We start from the raw sequence: 21,829 nt of genomic DNA on the forward strand, positions 1-21,829 counted from the left end.
GGGGCCTGTAGCTCAGTTGGTTAGAGCTGGCCGCTCATAACGGCTAGGTCGCGGGTTCGAGTCCTGCCGGGCCCACCGGGGATGCCGTTATCGCATGAGCCAGTCGATAGTCTGGCGGTCGGGGAGTGGCGCAGTCCGGTAGCGCGCTTGCTTTGGGAGCAAGATGTCGCAGGTTCGAATCCTGTCTCCCCGACCAATTTTCGTCGTTTCCGACAACAAGCCTCAGAATTCCGCCGTTTTCCTTCAATCGAGGAAATCGGTTGGGAATCTTGCGCGCTGATTGTGCCACAAAATGTGCCACAGATTGTGCCCGCACTGTGCCCCGCCAGGCTCCTCGCAGCCAAGGTTCACATGGCATGGCAGTCTATCGTCGCGGCGCTGTTTTCTGGTGGAAATCGCGCGTTCGTTTTGGTTCTGTTCCACTCCAGGCTATAATCGTCAGAATATCTCTGCGCACTTCGAGCCCTCAGCAGGCTCGTTGGCGCGCAGCTGAACTAGATTTGGCGAAGGACGCGATCATGGAACAGATGCCCATACTGAGGCGGAGCGTGAAGCCGGACGATATGCCTGCGCTCTACAAGCGCGCGTTCGAGCGTGAGCTGGATCGGGTTGTCATGGCGCAATTTCAGGAGCCTGGCCGCGCCGATGATCATCGAGCGTTTAATCGGGCGTATGCACTCTACTTCTCTCTCCTCGCGACGGAGCCGCAGCTGTTGGATGGCAGCCTCGAAAGCCACGAGGAGCTTCGGCGGCGCGGCATGGACGAGGCCGATGCAGATGCGTTGACCGCCCTTGCCGCTCGTCACAAGCGCCAGCTTCCGATCTCACGCGGCCAGCTCATGGAAGATTTACGTGAAGAGGGCATCGACCCTAGCGAACGCAATCTGACAGCATCAGGCAGGGTTGCCGCAGCCGCATATCGCAATGCAAATATTGAAGCCTGCTCCGAGCTGGGCTTGCCGTTGAATGCGAACGAGATTTGGCCGCTCCCGCAGCATCTCGAACGGCTGAGCCATCGCGAGATCGTGTCCACTGCTGGCGCACCGGTCGAACCTGCAGAAGATGCGAAGGCTTCGTCTTCTTACGTCGTCAAGGAAGGTTGTGCCGCCCCAGAAGCACCGCTGCTTTCAGAATACGCCAAGATGGCCTTGGACAGAAAGATCAAGGACGGCGCTTGGGACGAAGGTCGCAGGCGCGATATCGAGGGCGCGGTCAGGATCTTCGTCGCGGCCAATGGGGACATTCCGGTGAATGCGATCGGCCAGAAGCACCTCATCGCGATGAAGGATGTCTTTCCCCGTCTTCCGGTGATCTATGGTCGCGCGCGGAAGGATGAAAACGGCGAGGAAGTCCGTGAAACGATCGAGGAAGCGCTCAAACGCGGCGATGATTTGCGTAGGAAATGGAATGACGATCCGACGGCCGCCGATGCAGAAGGTCTCCCTTACGTCGGTCTCTCGTTGATCACCCAGCGGAAGCACATGACATGGATCAGTGCGCTCGTGACGCATCTCGAAGGAAACGATCCCGACCTTGCACCAAGGGGTCTTAATTTCACAGCGGTTCGGAAGACCTTGGTAAATCCGAAGATGCAGGGCGATCGCCATTCCGTGAAGACTAACCAGAAGCGGAACGCCGGACGGCTTCCTTGGCATCCCGACGAATTGCGGAAGATGCTTGAAACCCCCGTCTGGTATGGGTGCGCCGGCTTATGGAGGCGGTTCGAGCCAGGTGATGAGGTCATCCATGACGGCATCTACTGGGTGCTCCCGCTTGTGATTTCTACGCTCGCGCGGTCAGACGAGATCGCGGGTCTGGCTGTCGCTGACGTGGTTCTCGATTGCGAGGTGCCCTATCTGCACATCCGGGAAACGAACCTGCGCCGGATCAAAACTGTCTCTTCAACGAGGAAGGTTCCGATTGCGCGGAAGCTGCTTGATCTTGGCTTCGCTGAATACGTGACGGCGATGAAGGAGGCCGACAATCGCGCTCTCTTCCCCGAGTTCCAACACGAGACAATGGACTCTGACAAATGCTTTTACAAGGATCTCTTCGGCCCCTTACGCAAATTGGTGTTCCCGAATGGGACTTCCCGGAAGCGGGGCCGCAAGGACGTAGACGTTCCGTCGATTCGCACTCTGGGATTCAATGTCCTCCGTGACAAAGAGGATGAGACCGGGCTCAAGGTATTCAACAAAGCGCACCGGCAAGGCCTTGGCGGGCACGAGCCGAATGATACCGAAGGCAAACACTACGACGATGACTTCGAACCTGGGCAGCTCGTAGAACTGGTCGAAGTGCTCGCAGAGCTGTTACCTGACATTCCGAGGCGACCTCTCAACCTGAGACCCTGCGAATATCAGAAGTTCGGCAAACCTCGTGGGCGACGGAAAAAAGCAGATTGATCTTCTTGGGGACTATAAACGCTTTAGCGACCTGCGATGGGCAAAGCCCAAGTTTAGCCGTAACCCGATCTCAAAATGCCTGCAGAGGCTATTTGGAAATTACAACTACTGCTGATCGGACTGCCCTACATATTTCTTAATTTCATCGATATAAAGCCTCTGACTTTCATCTTGAAATCTGCTCTTTTCCCCAAGAAGAGATACAAACTTTGAATATATATTACGATAAATTATCGAGTGCGCCTGATTGCCTAGATTGTCTTCGGTGGGGACATCCATAGATACCTCATTTTCAAGGAGAACATTCAGTAGAGTAAGAATTCCATCCTTATCTATTCCATCGATTGGCTGCCATTCGCTATCTTCAGAAAATCGGAAAAAGCCCTTATTTTCACGAATTTCTAAGATTTTCATAAGTCTGCCTCCTTTCTTCGTAGGCCTTGGAACCCGCCTCTAAATTGCCCATTAGGACATCCCAGGTTTTGACTTTCATTCCATCCGGTGAGATCAACTCGGCGCTAGTGGGATATCCTGAGTATGTCCTCCAGACGACCTCTTCATCTTCAAACTCTTTGCTCGTGTATAAAAGGTAATCAGGCTTTATAGAGGCCCCGACCGTATTATTATGGGTAACCACTACGACGGGCATTTTCTTGGACATTTGTTTGATCAACGAATTTACGTCTTCGATGAGAAAATTGTTATCGAAGGACGATTCCGGCTCATCAATCAGCAGCATATCGTGCTCATCCGCACTTTCAATCTTATCCAACAAAAAGAACTCAGACCGTTCCCCACCCGAGGCCTCAAATCCATCCCTATTTAGAATCTGATACTGGATTTTGACAAAGCATTTCGCGAACTCACCCTGTTCTAAAGGAGCGCCGATTTGCTTCAATTCTTGAAGAAACCGATATGGGCGCTCATATTCTCTGTAAGCGTTACTGAAAGCAATCTTTCGTTGTAAAGCCGCACCTATTTCGCCAGCACCACTAAAAGGGGAAACACTCGCTACGACCGAGAACCCTCTCATTTGCCTCCGCAATGGCGTCGAGCGCCGCTGTGCGCATTTAGCAATTTGCTCAAATGTCGAAATTTTTCTCTGGTTGAGAGCGACTTTATAAAAATCTACATCCGCAATTTTTGGAGCCGCAGAGCTGCGTTGAAGCTGGGATTTAACATCGCGAATTATTTCGTTGACCCAGCGCTTTTTCAGGCGAATCTCCTCCCTCGCGGAGTATAAATTCATCAATTCGAGATATAGGTCTATTAAATTCGCGCGCACTAAATGCTTCTCAATAATCTCGCGAAATTCTATATTACTAATCAGATTTTTAGTAGATGAAATGAGAGTCAGCAGACCCTTCTGGTCTCTGTCGAGAAACGGATCTTCATCGTAAAGCTTAGCATTCGAAAATGCGTCATGCCGCTCTGTTTCTCTGGCGTAAGCAAGTATCGAACTAACATAGTTTTCTACCTCACGCTGGTCGTTCTCTAAACTTATGTCGACGACATCTTCAATGACGCGTTGAAGCCCGGCCAGATGTTGTTTAGAAAACAGTCCTTGGTTTTGACTTAGATATCTACTGAAGCGCTCTTCGTCTTCAGCCTCATCTCGTGCAACCAGCGCAAACTGCTCGATGTGGTGAGCATTCGGAAATCTTCGCTTGATCGCATCCAATGTATGCGACTTACCGGACGATCGATCACCCAAAATAACATTCAAGCCAGTGGAAATATGTTGGCCGTTCTCGAGAATTTGGAATAGCCGGTTTCCATCACTTCTGGACAGCGCGACTTTGCTTTTATCGCGAAGGCACTCTTTAATCGTTTGGAATGAAATTGTTTCGCAATCTACGTAGGTTTGACGAACAGGCAAAATCGAGAGATTATCTTTTATACGACAATCACTAAAATATACCGGGACCAGGCGATCCGCGCCATTTAAGCAATAGATGAATTTTTTTGGGCTGCTAACCTCACCTGCTGTAATGAGATCGGAAAAATGGGATAGGAGTTCTTGGCTTATTGGAGGCTTTTTCTCGTAATGCGGGATCAGGATATAGCCCTTTAGGTCCCCAAAGATTTGCTCAAATTCTTGCACACTGAGATAATCACCGACTTTGGTGCATTGCTTCTCTACCTTTTCGCAAGTTTCGGCAAATGTCTTTACATCCTGACCATCAGAAATTACGAGTATCTGGCCTTTGTCTAAGCTCACCTCGATCCCAGGGAAGGTCGGAATTTGGACGGCCTCGCGAATTTCGCGAAATTGCACCTCGTCAAAGAGATTATGATTTGTAATCGCGATTCCGTCGAGCGCCGCGTTCGCAATATATTCATCGAGCTTTGCTTGAGAAAATTCGAAATGCGCATCCAGAAAGCTGGCCCGAGTATGAATATGGAAATCAATTTTGCGCATATGGACACATTTTATTCAGTTTTTCTGAATAATCCTTGGCTTTATCGTCTCTAGTGCAATAACAAATCCAACCGCCTTTGATAGACCGGGCAATCGCAGGCTTGGTTATTTTAAACCTTCGATAATCATTTTTCAACTTTTCTAGCAGCTGAAGCTTCTATTTCGACCACAGCGTTTTGAACTCGTTCAAAAATGAGTTGGTCGTGGCCTTTTCTCGCCTTCATGAGATTGACTGCTCTCTTCGCCTCAGCCGAAGTGAGTGTGAATTCCGCTGTAAGGGAATCGAACTTGATTGAAATCAAGAATGAAGCGCTATTAGGATGCGCGACGGTAACTTGAGGGAAACCTTGGATGCCGAGGCCATTAATGCGGATGTCTTCAATAACACTTTCAGCGATTGCAGCGCCAATATCGCCAGATGACACTCCGCTGGCGTATAGTGTTCCCACGGCGATGCTCCATTATGATCCCAATCCACACATTCCAATGCTGGAATAGTTAGCATTGGAGCAACCTCAGCCGGACACAGCTGGAGACCCTGGCTGAACGTTGCAGCAGGCCGAAGCGTTACACAAGCCTGTTAGACTAGAATGTCTACGGGCACCATTCATCGCCTATCCGCTCATTCCTCGGCTGATCGCTGAAACTGCCGTGAAGGGTTCATCATCTATTATGGGTAACCTCGGAACCCAGGACCCAACCGCGCGTTGCGCGTCCCACATTTTGCGCATCGTAGCTTTTGCTCGACATTCTCCAAGCTCCGCGACCACCCCTTGCGCTGGCACAGAAGCGATAGCTCCAGTGGATCGATGATGGTGACCCGCTTGCACGATCGGCAGTCGATCCGGACCTTGTATCCATGGCGCGAGAAATCCGAGAGGGAGTTGAGCCTGATCGAGCTCACGGCTTGCGCCTGATCGACCAGATCAGCGCAGAGCTTGCGGTGATGACCGCAGCGATCGCGGTGATGGTCAGGGGGTCAAGAACGATCATAGGTGCCTCCGATTCGAGACAGCTTATGTTCCATATTTGTTCCGAGTAGGAAAATGGTAATCGTGCTTGCGTAGCCAGAGGGAATGCTCCTTCTTGCCGCAGCCCTCGCCGTTTGCGCTCCCGGACCGAGGGCCCATTGTGTGCATGATGGTGACACAGTCTGGATCGAGGGCGAGAAAATCAGGCTACAGGACATCGACGCGCCGGAGCTTAACGGTGCGTGCGAATACGAAACACGCCTTGCCTTGCTGGCCCGCGACCGGCTTATCGTCCTTCTGAACTCCCGCCGCTTCGAGATCGCCAGAAGCGGCAAGGATCGCTATGGTCGAACCCTCGCGATCATTCACTGGGGAGGACGATCGATTGGCGACCAGCTTGTTGCGGAAGGTCTGGCCCGAACATGGTCAGGACGACGAGAACCGTGGTGCTGACGTGACATTGTCACGGCTTGGGCGACTGTTGCTGGTGGTCGAGGCGATTATCCTTGGCACGATCCAATGCGCAGCGATCATCGGCCTCGTGTGGTTCGTCCTTCCGTGACCCCGACCCGCGATCAGGAACTCTGGGCTCTGACCCTTTGGGTAGAGAAGCACCATGGAGATGATGGCGCCGCCTATATCGACGAAAGGATCGAGCACTTCACCACCGCGGGCGAAACCGGAGCGGTGGATATGTGGGAAGCTGTGGCGCAACGGTATGCAAACCTCACCAGCGCGACGGCGATGCGAACCCACTAGAACACGCAGGCCATCAAGTTCAGGCGGCCTCATCCAATTCGAGCAGCGCACCCCATTCGCTTGCTATACGCCGCTTGATCAGGCGGCGCACTGTCGCAAGGGTAGCCTTGTCGGTTCCAGCGCGACCTGCAAGCGACGCGCCGCACAGGCCCTCGTCGATGCCGTCAAGGACTGCCTCCACCAGTGGATCGTCAGCGATCACCCGCTCGATGGCGTTGCGGCATTCCGTGGCCCATTCGGCAGCGCAGATTGCTTGGTCGGCAGGTGCGGGTCCATCGGCTGCGTTTAAGCCATATCCTAGCAATGTATCGACGTCGCGTTCGCGACGCTTGATCGCGGCACTCGCGATCGACCGCATGACACCCATCAGGAAATGCTCGATCGATACCTGCGCAGGGCACGTGCGCGAGCTCAACGCGCGAAGGATAGCCTCCTGCATCAGGTCATCGGCATCGAGGTCTGCGGTCCAGGCGCGATATCGCGCGTATCGCATCAGTGCCGATCCAGGTCCGCTGCTGAGTTCTCCGAGAGCAGCACGAACCTGCGCAGCGTCGAGGCGCTCTGTCGACGCCTTTGATGATGTATGCGCTTCTGCGTCCGTATTCGGACATGCCCGTGCGATATTTTTGGAGCCGATCAGTCGGTCGGCATATTGTCTTGGCATGTGTTCCTCGCTCGGCGAGCGAGGTCATCGACATGCGTATGCGATGTAGGAGATGCCATTTCGTGACCTCGAACGCCATTCGAACGCGCACCTCGCTAGGTGCGGGTTCAGGGGTTGGAGCGACACAAAATCAGGTCACCGGCTTGGGCTGCTAACCCAGCGCGCTGTGTTCGCGACTATTGCCGTCTCTACAGTGCAGGAATGACCGGCGCCTTTCGGAAAATGGTAAGCGAATTCTATGCGCCGGACCTACGATGTCTGAATTTCGTCGGCCCGGCGCATAGGCAGGTGAAGCTACGCCGCTTCATCCCATTGCGAAGTCAGGCTCGCCTCAATGTCTGCCGCGTAAGCGGCAAGCATCTCGGCCGCAGGGTGATCCGGGCGAGCGCGCAGGAACCCGGCGACAAGCGCGAGGTTCCCCCCCTGCGTGCGCAGTCCGTTCTCGCCCTGGCTGACCAGCCAGGCAAGCTTGGCGATAGCCAGGATCAGCGTGTCGAGCTCGCAGTGTGCGCGAACCTGCTCCCAGGCACCGGGCGCTACGGGCTTCACGACCTTGGTCTTGCCTTCGAGCAGTCCGACAGGGACATGGCATCGTAACGCAACTTCACTGAGGTGATGGTAGGTCTTGCCGCCAGCCTTCAGGACTAGATCGAGGTCGATATGCGGGCGCGGTCCTCTGCGGCCGGGCGTGTCGATCAGCTGCGGTGGCAAGCGCAGCCCATACTCCATAGCTGCCAGGGACAGCACCCGCAGATCCTGGTTCACGCCTCCATAGGAGACGATGACCCGATTCGACCGGAGACGCAGATGGTCGAACAGATTTTCGACCACGGCCTCCTCGTCGAAGTGTGTGTGCTCCGTCCACGAGCCGATCGTGCCGACAGCCACCCTGCCCTGATCGTCGATGTCGACATCGAAGGCCGCCGCAACGCCAATCCGTCGGCAGCCGATGCGGTGTTTCTGGCAATCCGGATCGAGCCTTTTGTAGTCTGCTGCTAGCTGCTCGCACCACCAGCTCTCGGTATCGATGAACGTCAGTTTGCGCGCCATTTCTTTTCCTTTCTCTAGGTTGGACACGCAACCTCCCCTTCACCTGGAGCTTCGAACCCTAATGGGCGCGGTGCTTGCAGCGCGTTCCACGCCTGCCCGGGGGCGAGCAGGTCTTTCCTCTGCCACTCGAAGTCGAACAGACCGAGTATTACGAGCTACAGCGCTTACGCTTGACCCGCAGACGGCATCTCCGAAGAGACGCCGCCCGCAAGCGCTTGGGTATCTGAATGGCAATGGGGCTAGGCGGCCATGCTGGCCGAGCCACGCTCGAAGATCACGACCTGCGGATCCCACCCCGCTTGATCGGCGACCGTATCCGCCAGAGCGGCGTCGTAGCGAACTTGTGCAGCCGCGATTGCTTCCGGAAGCCTCCCAGCAGATGGGACCCGTGCCTCCTGCACCAGCCACCGACTATCGAGGCGAAAGCACCTGGCGTGGTCGATGGTGATCAGCTGCAGGGGCTTTGACTTGCTCCGCTGGACCAGTTCCACCGGCAGCAGCTCTGCTCCGTTCGGTGTTCGCAGAACAAGGACGGTCAGCATCACATCGGTGGCCGCGATGCTGTCGTAGCAGTGGATCAGGGTATCCTGCCTATCGGTGATGGCCTTCTGGGCGATCGCACACAGGAGTGTGTCATTGGGCTCGTCAATCGCTGCAAAAGCCAGCCCAGTCGTGATGGGCGCCTCCCTGGGGAAGCCTAGCTCCTTGCGCAGCGCCATCATCCGGCGCTTGCGATGCTGCACGCCGGGGTCGTTCGTATTGGTCATTTCGAAATCCTTCGGTTGAGGTTGCGGCCGTGTTCAGCCGGAGCATTTTTCCCTTCTCGGAAATCAGCCCTCTCTCACCGCAGCCAGGATGGGGTGCGCGCGTTCAGCCGTTTCGGTGCCCAAGTATGGGTTGCGCGGAATCGCTCCGTGGCAGGCAGCGGCACCACCGAAGGACGGGTGCCGACGGTCTTCTTATACCAGCGGTATTCCGAGCGAAAATCGGCCTGCCGGACATGCTTGTGCCAGATCTTGTGGCGCATTCCCGGTGCCCAGCGGTAGCGCCGGTCCTTCAGGTCGTCGCGAAAGTGATAGGGAGCAGCAGTCGCTTCGAACCGCCATGCACTGCTGTCGATCGCGGATAGCACCTTAGCCATCACGCTCTCACCATCGGTGCAGACGTGGTCGAGAAGCTCGACCAAGCTAAGCACATCGTCGCGCGCACGATGGGCGTTCGCGTTAAAGCGCCCGGCCTGCATCAATAGGTAGTTCTGAGGGCCCGGCTGGAAATTTAGCGAACGCCATGGAACATCGGCCATCGCGCAGCCCCAATTCATCAGCGGCAGACCCCGCAGCAGCTTCTCCACGAATGGGCGATCGAACCCGGCGTTGAATGCGACCACGCTATCGCAGTTCGAGATGAACTGAGTCAGCTTCTCGCGGTTGATCGATGTGCCAGCGATATCGTCATCGGTGAGACCGGTCAGTGCAATGATCTCCTCGGCAAGCGGGGCACCCGGATCCTCGGTGCCGCTGCCGATCGATTCTATCCCGATGATGCGGCCGTCATTCGACACCTGCACCGCTGCCGCACAGATTTCGATCACGCGGTGGCGGTCTGCATCGAGACCGGTGGTTTCCGTATCGAGCACGCAAACTCTCCGGAAGGTTTCAGCATCCGGCATGGCTCGCGGCCAGTCGTCGCGATTGCGCACCGGCTTGAGCAGGCGGTTCGGTCCCTGGCTGTCGTCCGGTGCCGCTGCGATGCTGTCCGCATCGCCGTTCACATTTTCCATGATCACCTCGCTTGTAGCGAGGCCGGCCCGAAGGGCTTTTCCCTTCAGCTGCCGACCTCAGAAGGCCGCGTCACTGTGGGAAAATGGTGCGTCGATCCTCGCACCAGCCCATCATTTTACTCTAGGCTTGCGCAAGTTCCAGCACCATGCCAAACGCGAACAAACACAGAACAGAAAAGAGATCTATCATGCAATCGATTGAACTTTGCGCGGGCGCAGGGGGGCAAGCCCTCGGACTGGAGAAAGCGAAGTTCGAGCACGTGGCGCTCGTTGATAACGACAAGCCCTGTTGCGACACGCTCAAACTGAACCGCCCTAGCTGGAACGTGCTGCATGAGGGACTGGAGACCTTCAAAGAACGTGCAAGTGACTTTAAGGGTGTCGAACTTGTTGCGGGTGGGTTGCCTTGCCCCCCCTTCTCGATTGCCGGTAAGCAGCTGGGCGAGCGCGATGAGCGAAACCTATTTCCAGACGCTCTGGATGTTATCGATGCAGTGCGCCCGCGCGCTGTCATGATTGAAAATGTGCGCGGATTTCTCGGCGCTGTATTTGAGGATTACCGCCTTCAATTGCGATCCCAACTAAAGAAGTTGGGGTATGAGGCGGACTGGCGATTGCTCAATGCATCTGACTACGGCGTATCTCAACTTCGGCCACGCGTCGTGATTGTAGCGATGCAAGAGCAATATTGGTCGGAATTCAATTGGCCGAAAGTTAATAATAAAAATCCGATGACAGTCGGCGCAAAGCTCTATGACATGATGTCAGAAAACGGTTGGCGCGGCGTCGACCAATGGATGGCGCGCGCGAACGAAATTGCACCCACGATCGTGGGCGGCTCGAAAAAGCATGGCGGGCCGGATCTAGGACCTACACGCGCAAAGAAAGCGTGGGCTGCAATGGGTGTTAACGGAATGACGATTGCAGAAGAAGCGCCAGGACCTGACTTCGTGGGCATGCCACGCTTGACAGTGCCTATGGTCGCTGCACTTCAAGGCTTCCCGAAGAATTGGAAATTTTCAGGTCGTAAGACGGCCGCATATCGACAGGTTGGCAATGCCTTTCCTCCACCGGTTGCTTTCGCTGTCGCCAAACAGGTTAAGCTTGCTATCGGTAGGAATGTCGTTGTCCCTATGCGAGCGAGAGCGTAACGGAAAAGGTGGTGAACAAGATGGCGCCGCATACCCATGCGATCAGATTTAAGCACTGTAGATAAAGACCATCCTGACTATGCGCTTCTTAGCGCCTTGCGTGATGAGATTGCGAAACGTGCAGGCGGGCTATCAACTCTTGAGGAGAACTTTCCTCTCTTGGTTCGAGACGCGGTTGATTTTTTATTGGATTCCGTAAGGACCGCGCGCACGCGGGTCAGCGAACTGGATAACGTCGAGAAGACGTTCATCGGACTGAAGCTCGAGCATTTTGTTCGCGACATGCTAGATGTTCCGAAAGGAATTCGTGACCTCGTCGTTGCAGGTGTCGACGTAGACATCAAAAATACCGTGCAAAAAAATTGGTCTATCCCGCAAGAGACCTATCGCAGTTCAGAGCCCTGCGTTTTAATGGCAATCGACGATGATAAATACTGTTGCTCTCTAGGACTGATCATCGCAAAACCCGAATATCTACACAAAGGTGCCGGAAATCGCGATACCAAGAAGGGTGTAAGCATCGACGGTTTCAAGCATATCATGTGGTTAGTGGCAGAGCAGCCCTTCCCCGCCAGCCGTTTTGCCGGATTGGACATGAACCGGTTTCGAGAGTTGAGGAAGGTCAAAGGCGGCAAAGAGCGTGCTGCACAATTTTTCCGGGAGAACCTATTCAAGGTTGTTCATAGAGATGTCGCCCGTGCCCTACTATTCGATCAGTATGATCCAATGAAGCGCCTACGAAAGAATGGTGGCGCACCTGATGTTCTGTCGCAGGAAAACATCGCAGTGCTGATCGGCACCTACCTAGCGGACAGGCGTGTCGCGGGAGAATTCGGATTCGGCAGCTTGGCGCGGGATGAAATTGTTGCAGTTAAGGCGCGTAGCGAAGAAGAAATTGAAGTCCTACGCAGGAACGACATGCGCGCAAAGGATCTCAGTTAGAGAATGAGCTTGCACGTTAGACTTGCAGAAGGGCTCCTCTGGACATACATCTTTGCTTTGCCATCCATTAAGTTTGTGTCGCGCCATGGAAATTGAAGCTATATCTGCGATTGGACAGCTTTTTGCTGCGGTATCGGCTATTTTGTTTCCATCTTTTGGCCCACGTCGAGGCATCTGTGTTTTGGTGCATCGGATGGCCGCCTTCATTGATTTCGTTCTGCGTTTTGTCTTGCAAGAAATATCACGATGCCGTTCGCACGTAGCTATCGTTCGGCTGAGCATTGATAGAAATCAACTTCGCCGCCACTTGGGAAGTCCACCACAAGTCTGGGCGGCACCTTAATCTAAATATTGCGTCGTTCGGCCTGGTCATTCTCTGACCGGCCACTGTTTTATTGGCGTGACTGCGTGAGACTCTGCGATATTTGCGACGATTGCGATGTCGCAATTATCGCAATCTCGCGTCACGCATGACGTGAGATTAAGGATCATGAAATCTTCAAAGGAAAGAGCTAACGACAAAGCTCTCTACAAGAAGCTAGACCAGCTGCTCGAGGAGCTGCAAAAGTCACCCACGGAGCTCACCGCCTACCAGGCAGCCAAGGCACTCGAGACGCACCCTGGAGGCGAGTTTTATCGCGCCTTCAGGAATTGGCAGGACTGGCATGCGGAAAAGTCTGACCGCGTTCTGCTGGATCTTGCGCCCGAAGCGAAGGCCCGGCTGCATACAATGGCTGAAGACTTCAAAACGCGGTTCGTTGAATCGTGCATTGAGACGCTGCGCGAAGTGAGCGGCGAACTTGATGCAACGGCGACGCTCCGGGTTACGAATGCAGAACATCGTCTCAGCAGAGTGCTGGAAGAGTCGAATGCGCTGATAGAACAGCTCATTTCTACCGAACTTGAGCGAGACGGGCTCGCAGATCGGGTTAGGAAGCTCGAAATTGAGAATGCTGAACTGGGTCGAACTAACGATCGCCTGGTCGCTCAAGCAGAGGGTCGCGATGACGCGCTAATCGAATTGCGCAGAGGCTTGCTCGCCGAACGCGCATCGGCGTCCGCCGGGAGCCCTTCGTCTGCGAGCCCGGATGAGGGAAAGAAACGCGCTCATAACGCACCAGAAACGACACCGACATCGGTGGCGCAGTCTGGTCAGTCTGCAGATGATGCGCGTGCAACCGAACCTAGCCCGTCCGCTAAGACGGGCTCTGAGACGTCGTCGAACGATGAGGGCGATGGCCGCAAGGCCCATCAGGCCGAATTGTCGCTCGTCGAGACAGCCACCGCGCAGGAAGCGGAGGTTGGTCATGACGATCACGACTGACAGGTTCGGCCCGTGCCACGACCATATTGGTCGTGGTGCGCCAAAGGCTCTTCCAGTTCAGGAAGAGCCACGTCATGCAGCGGCCAGCGAAGGGACGTCGGGGGTCCAGGGGTTCTCCCTTGGCACGCCTTTTTTCGCCACGCGAAAAAAGCATAGCGTGTACTCTTTTTTTCTAAATTCAGGAATTGGGGAGGCAAGCCATGGTTAGCAGCCCCGTATCAGGCGTCGCCGGTTCCGTACGGATCCATCAACTGACCTTAGCCCAACTTCGTAAAGCAGAGAGACATGGCAAGCGCTTGGATGAAACTGGCAAAGCACGCGCAGTGCTCGATGCCCCGCCCTTGACCACAACCGGGCTTAACCTGGAAGCACTTTATCTGGCCCACATCGACGGGGCTTTCTTGCCAAAGGCCCGCACGAAGGTGCTCCACGTTTTGGTGCAATTCCCATCCGAGTTGGTCGATGGTGAAGATGGCCCATACATGCTCAAACACGCGCGGTTTTTCGCCGAATCTGTGTTTGGTAGTAATGCGATCATTGCGGACCGACTTGATCGTGATGAGAAAGGGCGACGGAACGTAGACCTGTTTGTCGTGCCCAAATACATCAAAAAGACGAAACACACGGAGAAATCGGCCATCTCAGTGACCCGCCACCTCAAGCTGCTTGCCGATCGTTACGGGCGAAAACAGCATAAATGGGATACTGGTCGGGCTCTCCAAGACGCGCTTCACGACTACATGGACCTTATCATGGGCCTTGAGGGTGTCCAGCGGGGAAACCCTAAAGCAGTTGCAGGTGATGACTGGAAAAGCGCTGAGGAACTTCGCGCAGAAGAAATTGCGAGAATTTCGGCTGACTTGGATAGGCAGCGATCCGAAATAGAAGAACAACGCAGAAACACGCAAAGCCTCCAGGATGTTGCCGAGGCCGATCGATCGGCCGCCAATGCGTTGCGCAACAGCGCAGACGCTGTCCGAGAAGAGGCATACCGGCAAGAAAGCGCGGCGAAGCAAGCACGTGCTGAAGCAGAACGGATTAAGCTCGAAGCTGAGGCTATCCGAAACCGGGCATTAGATTCCGAAGCTAAAGCTGAAACCGCAAGGCATCGAAAGGCCCAAGAGCTCGAACAACGAGAAATGAAGCTCGCGACGGAGACAGCGGAGGTCGAAAAAAAATCGAAAAATCTATCATCCGATTTAGAGACTGCTCAAGATAACCTACTGGCTTCGCAAAGGGCTTTAGCTGGAATTGCAGCGAAAGAGGAAGCGATCAAATCCGCGAACAATAAACGGAGGGCCGAACAAGAAGTTCAAGATAAGCAACTGGCCCTTCTTGCACGCGCGGCCGACGATGATGCTGGCCTTGAATTGAAGCTAAGAGGCGACCGCTTCGAAATGAACGAGCGAATGATGACAGAGTCAGAGCGCGAAACCTACCACCAACCTTGGCACGAAGCTTTGATCGCTCTCGCCCGGTCTCTCGCCAGGATGTTGAAGAAACTTCGCGATAGGGCCCGAACGCTGAATTTGCGCGAGACTGAGTTTGAAAAGCGAAAAAGAGTCGACGAAGCGCGCGATCGTGAAGAGCGGGCTGACATTGAGGCGCAACGCCGCCAAGCCAGGGAGATGCTGGCCAAAACAATTGAATTGCAGACGACTGCAAACGTAGATCTCAAGGACCGGCAAGAAGGCATCCACAGCAACGAGAATGAACAGAAAACGTGGCTGTTCATTCTTAAACTCACAAGAGACTTCCCGCAGATGTTCGATATAGCCTCCACGGGAAGGATTTCGCTCACCGAGGAGGGGAGGAAGCAGTCAGAACATCGCATCATTCAAACACTGGCCAAGGAGCCCCCTGATTGGGTAAAATCGACCGTAAAGCAGCAATTGACACTCGCCGAGGAGACCGCTGCGGCAAATGCCAAGCGGAAGGACGCTGAGCAATTGGCAGATCGTATGGCCCAGCTCCTGAAAGAGGCAGGCCCGGTGCTAACCCCTGCCCAAGCAAATCTCAAAGAAAGGGCCAATCAGGCGATGTTGGCAGTTGCCGCACAGCAAGAGAATTCTGGGCGTTAAGAGCGCTCACTGCTCTAACAGCGGAACTCAAGGTTTTCCCTCGCGCTGTGCCACGAATTGTGCCACAGATTGTGCCACACGCTTCGACCGGAAGCGTGGAAACGGCTGTTTTCTGCGCTTGTTTAGAAGCGGTTGAAAAAAGGTCTGGAATCCTGTCTCCCCGACCATTCTCTTGCGCGCGGACGATCAACACTCGCCCCCCGCCCCATGCACCCGAAGATCCGTACCCGGTCTGCCAAAAGTCGATTATCCTCGATTAACCGCCTGAACGCGGGTTGATAGTCCGGTACGGTGTGTCATTATCGACATTCACAGGGGGGAGCGAACGCGAATGGTGCAATCGCGCACACGGATGATGATGGTACGCGGCAAGGCTCCCTTGTTGGGGCTCTCGCTGCTCGTGACCCTCGGTGGCTGTGCCACGATGGGCGAGCCGTCGGTCCCGTCATCCGCGGCGCCGCAGGTGCCCGAACGCTGGGCGATTGCGGACCCCACCGGCCCCGAGATCGAGCTGCAGGCTTACTGGCAACTGCTCGACGATCCGCTGGTCGACCGATTCGTCGAGCGCGCACAATCCGGCAATCTCGATCTGGCGCAGGCTGCCTCGCGGCTCCGCCTGGCGCGCACGCGGCTTCGCGAGGCCCGGGCAGGCCGCCTGCCCAGCGTGTCGGCCAATGCCGGCGTCGGCCGCGACGTGGGCGATTTCGCACCGGATGATCTGCAGTTGGTGCTGGGCGCCGATATCGCGTGGGAGGCGGACCTTTTCGGTCGCATATCGGGCTCGATAAACGCTTCCGAAGCGAACCTTCGGGCAGCGGGCTATACCCTCGCCGATCTGGAGCGGGCAATCGTGGGATCGGTGGCCACGCAGACGATTACCGCCCGCTCGCTCGCGCGGCAGCTGGCGATCTCACGTAATGCGCTGGCCAATCAGGAAGACAATCTCCAGATCGCGCAGTGGCGCAACCAGGCGGGCCTTGTCTCCAGTCTCGACGTCGAGCAGGCGCGCACCCAGCGCGCGCAGACTGCCGCGAGCATCCCGCAGCTGGAAAGCGATCTGATCGCGACGGCCAATGTCATCTCCACCCTGATCGGCGAGCCGCCGGGCGCGGTCTATGCAGCGCTGATCGCCGACACGCGCGCGCTGCCCGTTCCCCCGCGCTCGGTCGGGCTGGCAGTGCCCGCGGAAATCCTACGTCGCCGACCCGATGTGAGCGCCGCCGAAGCGCAGCTGGCCGCCGATCTCGCGCAGGTCGGCATCGCCCGGGCGCAGCTCTCTCCGTTCGTCCGGCTGACCGGGACGGTCGGCAGCACCGCCCTCGGCGTCGACAATCTGCTCGACGTCATCACCGGCAATCTCTTTGCCGGGATCACCCAGCTCCTGTTCGACGGTGGCCGCACGCGCGCGCAGATCGACGGGGCGCAAGCCATTGCCGACGGATCGCTCGCGGCGTGGCGGCAGAGCATTCTGGTCGCACTGGAAGAGGTCGAAACCGCATCGGTCCGCCTCGACGCGACGGACGAGCGGGTGGCCGCGTTCATCGAGGCCAGCGACGGTGCGCGCAATGCGGCAATCCTCGCCCGCAGTCAGTACGAGGCCGGGCTGATCGATTTCCAGACCCTGCTCAACGTCGAAAGTTCACTGCTGAGCGCCGAGACGGCGGAGGTGTCCGCCGAGGCGGCCCGCGCCATCGCCTTCATCAATCTTGCGCGTGCTCTTGGCGGCGGCTGGCGCGCGCCCCAAGCCATCGAAGCGGCCATCGAGACCGGACCCCAACAGCCATGACAAAGACCGACAGCACCTCTTCGGACAATATCGACGAATTTCTCGGCGAAAAGCCGCGCCCTCGCTGGCGCCGGTGGATGAAATTCTGGCTGCCCGCGGTCATTATCATCGCGCTGGTCCTGCTGATTTCCACCTGTTCGGGCGGCAACGAGGCACCGAGCTATATTACCGAGGATGTGGAGCGAGAATCGCTCGACATTACGGTTACCGCGACCGGCAACCTGCGCCCGACCAATCAGGTGACCGTGGGCTCCGAAGTCAACGGCCCGGTCGAGCGGGTGCTGGTCGACGTGAACGACCGGGTGACGCGCGGACAGGTGATCGCGGTGATCAACACCGAGATCATCGACCAGCAGATCGCGCAGTCGCGCGCGCAATTGAACGCTGCCCGGGCCAGCCTGTCGCAGTCGCGTGCAACGCTGGATGTGGATACCGCGCAGCTCGCGCGGCTCGAAGAGGTGCGGCGGCTTTCGGACGGGCGTGTCCCCTCCCAGGTCGAGCTGGAGCAGGCCCAGGCCGCGGTCGCGCGCGACAAGGCGGCGGTTGCCTCCGCCCGCGCAAATATCGAAGCGGCACAGGCAAGCCTGCAGGCCAACCTCACCACCCGCAGCCGCGCGGTGATCCGCGCGCCGGTGACCGGGGTCGTGCTGGCCCGCCAGATCGAACCGGGCCAAACCGTCGTCGCCAGCTTCAATACGGTCACCCTGTTCGTGATCGCCGAAGATCTGTCCGCGATGCAGCTGCGCGTCTCGATCGACGAAGCCGACGTCGGCGCCGTCGAAGCGGATCAGAGCGCGACCTTCACGGTCGATGCCTATCCCGGCCGTCGCTTCCCAGCGCGGGTCGAGCGGGTCGATCTGGCCTCGGCCAATACGGTCGAGAATCAGTCTGCCGCTGCGGGCAACTCGGTTGTCAGCTATGAGGCGCGGCTGGCGGTGGATAATCCGCAGGGCCTGTTGCGACCCGGGATGACCGCCACCGCAACCATCGCCACCAAGTCCACCGGCCAGGCGATGCTGGTGCCCAACGCGGCGCTGCGCTTCAACCCCGGAGAGCAAAAGGGCGCCAGCGGCGGGGTCTTCAACCCGCAGATCGGGCTGGAGGAACAGGAACAGCAATCGGGCATCGGCGTCGGCAGCCGTCAGAAGGTGCAGGTGCTGCAAGAGGATGGCACCCTGCGTGCGGTCGACGTGGTCACCGGGCAGAGCGACGGACGTCGTACGGTCGTGCGGTCCTCCGATCTCAAGCCGGGCATGAAGGTCGTTACCGGACTGCGAGCCCAGGGCGAATGAGCGCAGAGCCGCTCATCGAAATGGAAGGCATCACCAAGGTCTTCGGCACCGGGAGCGCGGCGTTCCAGGCGCTCAAGGGCGTCGACCTGACGATCGCCCGCGGAGATTTCGTGGCGATCATGGGGCCCTCGGGCTCGGGCAAGTCGACCACGATGAACATCCTTGGGTGTCTCGACGTGCCGACCGGCGGCATATTCCGCTTTCGCGGCGTCGAGGTGCAGAAGCTCAATCGCGATCAGCGCAGCCTGCTGCGTCGCAGATATCTCGGCTTCGTCTTCCAGGGCTTCAATCTGCTGGCGAGAACCACCGCGCTCGAGAATGTCGAGCTGCCATTGCTCTATCGCGGCGAGAAGAAGGCCGTGCGGCAGGAGGCCGCGATGCGCAGCCTCGATGCGGTCGGCCTCGCGCCGTGGGCGAGCCACACGCCTGCCGAGCTTTCGGGCGGACAGCAACAGCGCGTCGCGATCGCACGGGCGCTGGTGACCGACCCCGACGTGCTGCTGGCCGACGAGCCGACGGGTAACCTCGACACCGAACGCTCGGTCGAGATCATGGAGCTGCTGCGCAAGCTCAACCGCGAGGGGATCACCGTGCTGATGGTGACCCACGAAGAAGAAATGGCCTCTTTTGCCAAAACCATCGTGCATTTTCGCGACGGGCTGGTCGAACGGGTCGAGCGCGGCGCGCGCAGCATGGAGGTGCCCGCCTGATGCTGGGTGCAACCTTCCTCCTCGCGCTGCGCGAAATCCGGCGACACATCCTGCGCTCGATCCTGACCACGCTGGGCATCATCATCGGCGTGGCCGCGGTGGTGACGATGGTGACGCTTGGCAATGGCGTGACCGCTTCGGTGCAGGAGTCCGTCTCCTCGCTGGGGGCGAGCAACTTCATCGTCTTCCCGGTGCGCAGCGAACGAGGCGCGATCCGCCCCTTCGACCAGACTGACGTCGACGCGGTCGAACAGCAGATCGCGGGCGTGCAGGTTGCGGCGGGGAACGCCAGTGCGAACGCGACCGCGATCCACAACGGGCAGGACTGGGATACCAGCGTAACCGGCGCGAACTCCGCCTTCCTCGAAGCACAGTCGATCGAGGTTACCGAAGGGCGCCCCTTCAACCGCGATGAAGAGGTCGCGGGCAAGAACGTGTGCCTGCTCGGGCCCAAGGTGCGCGAAGAGATATTCCTGGCCGATTCCTCTCCCGTGGGCGAACAGATGCGGCTGGGCGAGGTTTCCTGCACCGTGGTCGGCGTGCTCGAAGAACGCGGCCAGGGCGGCAATGGCGCGGACGACGACAATACTGTTTTCATGCCTCTCAAGACGGTGCAGCGCCGGTTCCGCGGCAACGACAATCTCGATTTCTTCGTGGTCAAATACGACACCGGCTACCAATCGTCCGCGATCCAGGAATCGCTGATCGATCTGCTGCGCGAACGGAGGCTGCTGCGCGGTGAGGAAGGCAATGATTTCAATATCATCGATACGGCGCAGGTGAACGATGCGCTCGGCTCTGTTACCGGGGCGCTGACCGGCATGGTCGCCATCATCGCCTCGATCAGCCTGCTGGTCGGGGGGATCGGGATCATGAACATCATGCTCGTCTCGGTGACCGAGCGGACCCGCGAAATCGGCATCAGGCTCGCCATTGGCGCATTGGCCCGCGAAGTACGGCTGCAATTCCTGACCGAAGCGGTGGTGCTATGTGCGCTGGGCGGGCTGGTCGGCCTGATCCTCGCCTTCCTCGCGTCGATCTCGCTCGCGTCGGCGATCGACGTGCCCTTCGTGTTCGATCCGACGATCAATATTCTCGCGCTCGCATTCTGCGCCTTCATGGGGATCGTCTTCGGCTATTACCCCGCGCGAAGGGCGTCGCAGCTCGATCCGATCGAAGCGCTCCGCCACGAATAAGCCAGAGCGTCAGGGCGCCGGCTCTGCCTCGCGTTCTTCGCCCTCGTGCGTGGCGGCCCAGACGACGCTGCCGGCCGAGAAGCCGTGGACGATGGTCGACAGCAGGATCGTGAACGTGACGGTCGCCCACAATACTCCTTCGTCGACCAGGTCGAGCTGCCCGCCCGCATAGGCGAGGTAGTAGATCGATCCGATCCCGCGCACCCCATAGAAGGCGACCACCCCGCGCTGGCGAAGCGACAGCGATGTGCCCCATAGGGCCAGCATGCCCGAGAGCGGCCGGAAGACGAAGATCAACGCCACGCCGAGCGCCGCGTGGCGCCAGTCGAGATAACCGAACAGCGCGGGAATTGCGCCGCCCAGCAGCACAAGCAGGATCGCGGTAACCGAATGCTCCAGCGCGCTCGAGAAGCTGTGCAGGCGCCCGTGGTACTCGTGCTCTTTCTCCGTGCGGCGCAGCACCACGCCCATCGCGAAGGCGGCGATGAAACCATATCCCTCGATCAGTTCGGTCAACCCGTAGGTGACGAGCACACCCGCGAGCGCGATCACTCCGGTGCCCGCATTGGCAAGCGGATTGCGGCTCGGGACCGAGAAGAGGATTTTGCCCAGCAACCAGCCCGCCGAGGCGCCCGCCAGCGTGCCGACTGCAATCTTGTAGAGTACGTAGAACCCGAACCACTCGCCAATCCAGTCTGTCACCCCTCCGCTTGCCGCGACCAGGAAGATCGCGAGGTAGACGAAGGGAAAGGCCAGCCCGTCGTTCAGCCCCGCCTCGGTGGTCAGCGCAAAGCGCACCGGATGCTCCCCGCCCTCGGTCGGCGCGCCGACCTGCACATCGGCGGCGAGCACCGGATCGGTCGGCGCCAGCACCGCTGCAAGCAGTACCGCCGCGGCGAGCGTCAGGCCCACGCCCAGCCCCAGCGCAGCGACCGCGAGGATGCAAAGTGGCATGGCGATCACTAGAAGGCGGACGGTCGGGCTCCACAAACCCTTGCCGAAGAAACGGTCGATGCGGATTCCGGTGCCGAACAGCGCGATGATGACCGCGAATTCGCTCGCCAGTTCCCACACGCGCGGATTGTCGATCGGGCTCAACGCATCGGGGACACCCGGCAGCAGACCGAACACCGCCAGCCCGCCGAGGATCAGCAGGCCCGACGCGGCAGGCTCGCGCCCATGCAGGAAGCGCGGCAGCCAATAGGCGACGATGATCGCGAGCCCGCACCCGGCAAGCAAGATATGATAGGGGTCGAGACCGAATTTTGCGCCGTCCATCTGCGCTTAACGCACGGC

At 57.8% G+C, this 21,829-nt stretch carries 20 protein-coding genes and 2 tRNA genes; 14 read left to right on the forward strand and 8 right to left on the reverse strand.

All coding sequences use genetic code 11. From position 1 onward, the window contains the following. Position 1: 1 nt before the first annotated feature. The 3 genes from AAG612_RS04065 to AAG612_RS04075 all read left to right on the forward strand — a co-directional run bounded on the left by AAG612_RS04065 (position 2) and on the right by AAG612_RS04075 (position 2,405). Positions 2-75: transfer RNA gene (locus AAG612_RS04065), tRNA-Ile, on the forward strand. A 44-nt stretch (positions 76-119) separates the two neighbouring features. Further along, a tRNA-Pro gene (locus tag AAG612_RS04070) sits at positions 120-196 on the forward strand. A gap of 322 nt (positions 197-518) precedes the next feature. After that, positions 519-2,405 (forward strand): site-specific integrase, encoded by a 1,887-nt coding sequence (locus AAG612_RS04075; protein ID WP_342507473.1) that lies wholly within the window; start codon positions 519-521, stop codon positions 2,403-2,405. A gap of 105 nt (positions 2,406-2,510) precedes the next feature. On the opposite strand, the gene AAG612_RS04080 is transcribed toward AAG612_RS04075, so the two are convergent. From AAG612_RS04080 to AAG612_RS04090, 3 genes are all read right to left on the reverse strand, one after another. Continuing rightward, positions 2,511-2,819 (reverse strand): hypothetical protein, encoded by a 309-nt coding sequence (locus AAG612_RS04080; protein ID WP_342507475.1) that lies wholly within the window; start codon positions 2,817-2,819, stop codon positions 2,511-2,513. Continuing rightward, the gene (locus AAG612_RS04085; protein ID WP_342507477.1) at positions 2,797-4,827 is read right to left on the reverse strand and encodes a PHP domain-containing protein; all 2,031 of its coding nucleotides are present in this window, start codon (positions 4,825-4,827) and stop codon (positions 2,797-2,799) included. The genes AAG612_RS04080 and AAG612_RS04085 overlap by 23 nt, the downstream gene beginning before the upstream one ends. A gap of 125 nt (positions 4,828-4,952) precedes the next feature. Continuing rightward, positions 4,953-5,276: a hypothetical protein gene (locus AAG612_RS04090; RefSeq protein ID WP_342507479.1), complete on the reverse strand. Its 324-nt coding sequence runs from the start codon at positions 5,274-5,276 to the stop codon at positions 4,953-4,955. A 627-nt stretch (positions 5,277-5,903) separates the two neighbouring features. On the opposite strand from AAG612_RS04090, the gene AAG612_RS04095 reads away from it, so the two are divergent. Genes AAG612_RS04095 through AAG612_RS04105 form a run of 3 tightly spaced genes read left to right on the forward strand, consistent with a single transcriptional unit; the run spans position 5,904 to position 6,557 of the window. Next, positions 5,904-6,251: a thermonuclease family protein gene (locus tag AAG612_RS04095; protein ID WP_342507481.1), complete on the forward strand. Its 348-nt coding sequence runs from the start codon at positions 5,904-5,906 to the stop codon at positions 6,249-6,251. Further along, a complete protein-coding gene (locus AAG612_RS04100; protein WP_342508634.1) occupies positions 6,184-6,360 on the forward strand; it encodes a hypothetical protein in 177 nt (58 codons plus the stop codon). The genes AAG612_RS04095 and AAG612_RS04100 overlap by 68 nt, the downstream gene beginning before the upstream one ends. Next, positions 6,357-6,557: a DUF6961 family protein gene (locus AAG612_RS04105; RefSeq protein ID WP_342507483.1), complete on the forward strand. Its 201-nt coding sequence runs from the start codon at positions 6,357-6,359 to the stop codon at positions 6,555-6,557. Before AAG612_RS04100 ends, AAG612_RS04105 begins: the two co-directional genes overlap by 4 nt. Before the next feature lie 19 nt (positions 6,558-6,576). On the opposite strand, the gene AAG612_RS04110 is transcribed toward AAG612_RS04105, so the two are convergent. From AAG612_RS04110 to AAG612_RS04125, 4 genes are all read right to left on the reverse strand, one after another. Beyond that, entirely contained in the window at positions 6,577-7,221 is a 645-nt protein-coding gene (locus AAG612_RS04110) for an RNA polymerase sigma factor (RefSeq protein WP_342507485.1), read from the reverse strand. 294 nt (positions 7,222-7,515) lie between these two features. Beyond that, positions 7,516-8,271, reverse strand: a complete 756-nt coding sequence (locus tag AAG612_RS04115; protein ID WP_342507487.1) for a hypothetical protein — start codon at positions 8,269-8,271, stop codon at positions 7,516-7,518. A 239-nt stretch (positions 8,272-8,510) separates the two neighbouring features. Further along, positions 8,511-9,038, reverse strand: a complete 528-nt coding sequence (locus tag AAG612_RS04120; RefSeq protein WP_342507489.1) for a hypothetical protein — start codon at positions 9,036-9,038, stop codon at positions 8,511-8,513. A 74-nt stretch (positions 9,039-9,112) separates the two neighbouring features. Then, entirely contained in the window at positions 9,113-10,051 is a 939-nt protein-coding gene (locus AAG612_RS04125; RefSeq protein WP_342507491.1) for a 3'-5' exonuclease, read from the reverse strand. A gap of 188 nt (positions 10,052-10,239) precedes the next feature. Here AAG612_RS04125 and AAG612_RS04130 point away from each other — a divergent pair, with 188 nt between their 5' ends. From AAG612_RS04130 to AAG612_RS04165, 8 genes are all read left to right on the forward strand, one after another. Further along, positions 10,240-11,202, forward strand: coding sequence for a DNA cytosine methyltransferase (locus AAG612_RS04130; protein ID WP_342507493.1), 963 nt, complete (start codon positions 10,240-10,242; stop codon positions 11,200-11,202). 36 nt (positions 11,203-11,238) lie between these two features. Beyond that, entirely contained in the window at positions 11,239-12,144 is a 906-nt protein-coding gene (locus tag AAG612_RS04135) for a NaeI family type II restriction endonuclease (protein ID WP_342507495.1), read from the forward strand. Between the two features lie 490 nt (positions 12,145-12,634). Further along, entirely contained in the window at positions 12,635-13,468 is an 834-nt protein-coding gene (locus AAG612_RS04140) for a hypothetical protein (RefSeq protein ID WP_342507497.1), read from the forward strand. A gap of 200 nt (positions 13,469-13,668) precedes the next feature. Further along, positions 13,669-15,549, forward strand: coding sequence for a coiled-coil domain-containing protein (locus tag AAG612_RS04145; protein ID WP_342507499.1), 1,881 nt, complete (start codon positions 13,669-13,671; stop codon positions 15,547-15,549). Positions 15,550-15,880: 331 nt separating this feature from the next. Beyond that, positions 15,881-17,335, forward strand: a complete 1,455-nt coding sequence (locus AAG612_RS04150; protein WP_342507501.1) for an efflux transporter outer membrane subunit — start codon at positions 15,881-15,883, stop codon at positions 17,333-17,335. Continuing rightward, complete coding sequence (locus AAG612_RS04155; RefSeq protein ID WP_342507503.1) at positions 17,332-18,627, forward strand: efflux RND transporter periplasmic adaptor subunit; 1,296 nt, start codon at positions 17,332-17,334, stop codon at positions 18,625-18,627. The genes AAG612_RS04150 and AAG612_RS04155 overlap by 4 nt, the downstream gene beginning before the upstream one ends. After that, the gene (locus AAG612_RS04160; RefSeq protein WP_342507505.1) at positions 18,624-19,337 is read left to right on the forward strand and encodes an ABC transporter ATP-binding protein; all 714 of its coding nucleotides are present in this window, start codon (positions 18,624-18,626) and stop codon (positions 19,335-19,337) included. The genes AAG612_RS04155 and AAG612_RS04160 overlap by 4 nt, the downstream gene beginning before the upstream one ends. After that, positions 19,337-20,533, forward strand: a complete 1,197-nt coding sequence (locus AAG612_RS04165; protein WP_342507507.1) for an ABC transporter permease — start codon at positions 19,337-19,339, stop codon at positions 20,531-20,533. The genes AAG612_RS04160 and AAG612_RS04165 overlap by 1 nt, the downstream gene beginning before the upstream one ends. 9 nt (positions 20,534-20,542) lie before the next feature. Here AAG612_RS04165 and AAG612_RS04170 read toward each other — a convergent pair whose 3' ends face one another. After that, positions 20,543-21,811 carry a cation:proton antiporter gene (locus AAG612_RS04170; RefSeq protein ID WP_342507511.1) on the reverse strand — a complete coding sequence of 423 codons (1,269 nt, stop codon included), beginning with the start codon at positions 21,809-21,811 and terminating at the stop codon, positions 20,543-20,545. Positions 21,812-21,829 lie beyond the last annotated feature (18 nt).

The organism is Citromicrobium bathyomarinum, assembly GCF_038594605.1.
Taxonomy (GTDB): domain Bacteria; phylum Pseudomonadota; class Alphaproteobacteria; order Sphingomonadales; family Sphingomonadaceae; genus Alteriqipengyuania; species Alteriqipengyuania bathyomarina_B.

What these genes read in the sequence shown, in the direction of transcription:
- AAG612_RS04075 (WP_342507473.1), top strand. Translation starts at nt 519, where the DNA reads ATGGAACAGATGCCCATACTGAGGCGGAGCGTGAAGCCGGACGATATG.
- AAG612_RS04080 (WP_342507475.1), bottom strand. Translation starts at nt 2,819, where the DNA reads ATGAAAATCTTAGAAATTCGTGAAAATAAGGGCTTTTTCCGATTTTCT.
- AAG612_RS04085 (WP_342507477.1), bottom strand. Translation starts at nt 4,827, where the DNA reads ATGCGCAAAATTGATTTCCATATTCATACTCGGGCCAGCTTTCTGGAT.
- AAG612_RS04095 (WP_342507481.1), top strand. Translation starts at nt 5,904, where the DNA reads ATGCTCCTTCTTGCCGCAGCCCTCGCCGTTTGCGCTCCCGGACCGAGG.
- AAG612_RS04110 (WP_342507485.1), bottom strand. Translation starts at nt 7,221, where the DNA reads ATGCCAAGACAATATGCCGACCGACTGATCGGCTCCAAAAATATCGCA.
- AAG612_RS04115 (WP_342507487.1), bottom strand. Translation starts at nt 8,271, where the DNA reads ATGGCGCGCAAACTGACGTTCATCGATACCGAGAGCTGGTGGTGCGAG.
- AAG612_RS04120 (WP_342507489.1), bottom strand. Translation starts at nt 9,038, where the DNA reads ATGACCAATACGAACGACCCCGGCGTGCAGCATCGCAAGCGCCGGATG.
- AAG612_RS04125 (WP_342507491.1), bottom strand. Translation starts at nt 10,051, where the DNA reads ATGGAAAATGTGAACGGCGATGCGGACAGCATCGCAGCGGCACCGGAC.
- AAG612_RS04130 (WP_342507493.1), top strand. Translation starts at nt 10,240, where the DNA reads ATGCAATCGATTGAACTTTGCGCGGGCGCAGGGGGGCAAGCCCTCGGA.
- AAG612_RS04135 (WP_342507495.1), top strand. Translation starts at nt 11,239, where the DNA reads ATGCGATCAGATTTAAGCACTGTAGATAAAGACCATCCTGACTATGCG.
- AAG612_RS04140 (WP_342507497.1), top strand. Translation starts at nt 12,635, where the DNA reads ATGAAATCTTCAAAGGAAAGAGCTAACGACAAAGCTCTCTACAAGAAG.
- AAG612_RS04145 (WP_342507499.1), top strand. Translation starts at nt 13,669, where the DNA reads ATGGTTAGCAGCCCCGTATCAGGCGTCGCCGGTTCCGTACGGATCCAT.
- AAG612_RS04150 (WP_342507501.1), top strand. Translation starts at nt 15,881, where the DNA reads ATGGTGCAATCGCGCACACGGATGATGATGGTACGCGGCAAGGCTCCC.
- AAG612_RS04155 (WP_342507503.1), top strand. Translation starts at nt 17,332, where the DNA reads ATGACAAAGACCGACAGCACCTCTTCGGACAATATCGACGAATTTCTC.
- AAG612_RS04160 (WP_342507505.1), top strand. Translation starts at nt 18,624, where the DNA reads ATGAGCGCAGAGCCGCTCATCGAAATGGAAGGCATCACCAAGGTCTTC.
- AAG612_RS04165 (WP_342507507.1), top strand. Translation starts at nt 19,337, where the DNA reads ATGCTGGGTGCAACCTTCCTCCTCGCGCTGCGCGAAATCCGGCGACAC.
- AAG612_RS04170 (WP_342507511.1), bottom strand. Translation starts at nt 21,811, where the DNA reads ATGGACGGCGCAAAATTCGGTCTCGACCCCTATCATATCTTGCTTGCC.